The organism is Sphingomonas sp. CCH9-F2 (assembly GCF_001556735.1).
Lineage (GTDB): Bacteria > Pseudomonadota > Alphaproteobacteria > Sphingomonadales > Sphingomonadaceae > Sphingomonas > Sphingomonas ginsenosidimutans.
In genome coordinates this window covers 1-2,058 of the sequence record NZ_LSJO01000562.1, presented here as the reverse complement: position 1 = coordinate 2,058, position 2,058 = coordinate 1, and the positions used below count along the sequence as shown (strand labels likewise).

Genomic DNA, 2,058 nt, shown 5'->3' with positions numbered 1-2,058 from the left:
TGCGGCGCTCCAGCAGCGCCGTGCCCATGACGCTGACCGCGCCAGCGCAGGGCCTCCAATATGTCGGCGAGACAGCCACCGCGACCTTCAAGGGGTCGCAGCTCACCGTCGTGGATGGCGAGGGCCGCACCCGAATCTGCGAACGGGAGGGCACCCGATGAACCGTCCTGTCTTCCGACACGTCGCACTGGAACGGGAGAGAAACGATGTCTGACACGTCGATCTCGAATGTGATGGCCATTCGGGCCGAAGTGATCGCGCGAAGCCGCGCTTTGCGTGCGGCGCAGCCGACGGCACCGCCCGGCGTGACGCCGACCGCTCCGGCGTCGAACTTTGCCGACACCCTCAATGCCGTGGTCGCGAAGGTCAACGAGACCCAGGAGCAGGAGGATGTCGTCACCGAAGCATATGAGCGTGGCGAAACCACCGACATTGCAACCGTCGCGCTCATCCAGAGCCGCGCATCCATTACTTTCGAGGCGACCCTGCAAGTCCGGAACAAGCTGCTGTCCGCTTATCGGGACATCATGAACATGCCGATCGGATGACGATTGCTAAGAGATTTAGGGCGTAATTGATATGATAGTCGGCGCGAGGCCACGTTTTAGGCAGATCATTATCGAGGTTTGGAAGCCTCTCACGATCCTGTTCGTGTGGGACGTGGCGGTGACGGCATTCCACATGATGACCCCGATCAAGGAACCGCCTTTGCCGACGGCGCTGTTCGGCACTGCCATCGCGCTCTTCATGGGGTTTCGGACCAACGCAGCTTATGCGCGCTGGTGGGAAGCGCGAACCCTTTGGGGCGCGCTCATCAATGCGTCGCGCAGCCTGGCCAGGATCACACGCAGCCTGACCAAGGGGGAACCCGAGGGCAGTGAGACGCGGCACAACATCATCCTGCGGCAGATCGCCTTCGCGCACTCGATGCGCTGCCAGCTTCGCCGACAGTCGCCCTATGAAGACATTGCCCGGATCGCCGGAACGGACGTCGCCGATATGGCGGTCGCTCGCCTGAACCCTGCCAACGCGCTCTTGGAGGACATATCGGGCAATTACGCCGACGCGCTCGCGGAAGGTCGGATCACCGAGATCCAGCAGGCAACTGTAGAGCGCGTCCTGATCGACATCGCCAATGCGCAGGGTGGCATGGAGCGGATCAAGAACACGCCGCTGCCCAATGGCTTTCGGTTTTTCCCGAACCTCTTCACGCGCGTGTTCTGCGTGCTGCTTCCGATCGCGCTGGTCGAATCCCTGGGCCTTGCCACGCCGATCGGATCGACGCTGATCGGACTCGTCTTCCTCGCGGTGCTGAGCATCGGCGAGGATCTGACCGATCCGTTCGCCAATAGCGTCCACGATGTCCCGCTCACGGCCATGTGCCGCACGATCGAGATCGACCTTCTTCAGACGGCGGGACTACCGGCCCCTGAGCCGCTGACGCCCGATCACGGCGTGCTGTGGTGAGGGCGGTGCGCGCCTTGCGGCACCTGCCTGGCCTGACAGCCGCGCGCATCGGCGCCGTTCTGTTCGCGGGTATGGTCGTAGGGGCGTGCAACCCCGCTCCAAGCCAACCGGCCGAGCCGGCGCATGAAAAGCATCTGACGCCTCGATTGATCGCGCAGCGCATCATGTATTGCGACGATGGATCGCGCGCCGATGTCGACTTCATCGACGACGGCCTGAAGATGGGTGTCACCTGGCTGCCCAAGGGCAGAACCGAGATCCTGCACGCGCAACGGACCGGCGAAGAATTTCGCGGCGACCAGTCGCGGGCAGTCGTGGCGGGCGGGTCGATCGCCTTCACGCAGCGCGGGAAGATCCGCGTCTGTCATCGAACACCGGAGGAATCATAGGATATGCAGGCATTGCTCTACACGCTTGCGCCTGTGTTGGCGGTCGTGCTCGGCGCGATCATCGCGAGCCGCACAAAGTTAAATCCTGGCCTCGTGGCGGGGCTACAGCATCTTGCTGCCGGCGTCGTGTTCGCGGCGGCAGCGACTGAAATCCTGCCGCAGGTCAAGCATGAGGCTTCGCCCAGCGCGACGTTGATCGGCG

Annotated in this window: 3 protein-coding genes and 1 pseudogene; 3 read left to right on the top strand and 1 reads right to left on the bottom strand. The window is 63.3% G+C overall.

Annotated elements, in window-relative coordinates; translation table 11 throughout:
• The first annotated feature begins 206 nt into the window (after positions 1 to 206).
• On the top strand, positions 207 to 548 hold the full coding sequence (fliE, locus tag AX685_RS15860; RefSeq protein WP_026189139.1) for a flagellar hook-basal body complex protein FliE: 342 nt from the start codon (positions 207 to 209) through the stop codon (positions 546 to 548).
• 31 nt (positions 549 to 579) lie between these two features.
• On the top strand, positions 580 to 1,467 hold the full coding sequence (locus tag AX685_RS15855) for a bestrophin family protein (protein ID WP_019368194.1): 888 nt from the start codon (positions 580 to 582) through the stop codon (positions 1,465 to 1,467).
• Here the strand turns inward: AX685_RS15855 and AX685_RS22745 are convergent.
• Positions 1,449 to 1,835, bottom strand: coding sequence for a hypothetical protein (locus AX685_RS22745; protein ID WP_197418654.1), 387 nt, complete (start codon positions 1,833 to 1,835; stop codon positions 1,449 to 1,451). The two genes, AX685_RS15855 and AX685_RS22745, sit on opposite strands and share 19 nt — an antisense overlap.
• 24 nt (positions 1,836 to 1,859) lie before the next feature.
• On the opposite strand from AX685_RS22745, the pseudogene AX685_RS15845 reads away from it, so the two are divergent.
• Positions 1,860 to 2,058: pseudogene (locus AX685_RS15845) on the top strand (transporter); the annotation flags it as partial.

Coding starts and splice junctions, on each gene's coding strand:
- AX685_RS15855 (WP_019368194.1), top strand. CDS start 580: ATGATAGTCGGCGCGAGGCCACGTTTTAGGCAGATCATTATCGAGGTT.
- fliE (WP_026189139.1), top strand. CDS start 207: ATGTCTGACACGTCGATCTCGAATGTGATGGCCATTCGGGCCGAAGTG.
- AX685_RS22745 (WP_197418654.1), bottom strand. CDS start 1,835: ATGACAGACGCGGATCTTCCCGCGCTGCGTGAAGGCGATCGACCCGCC.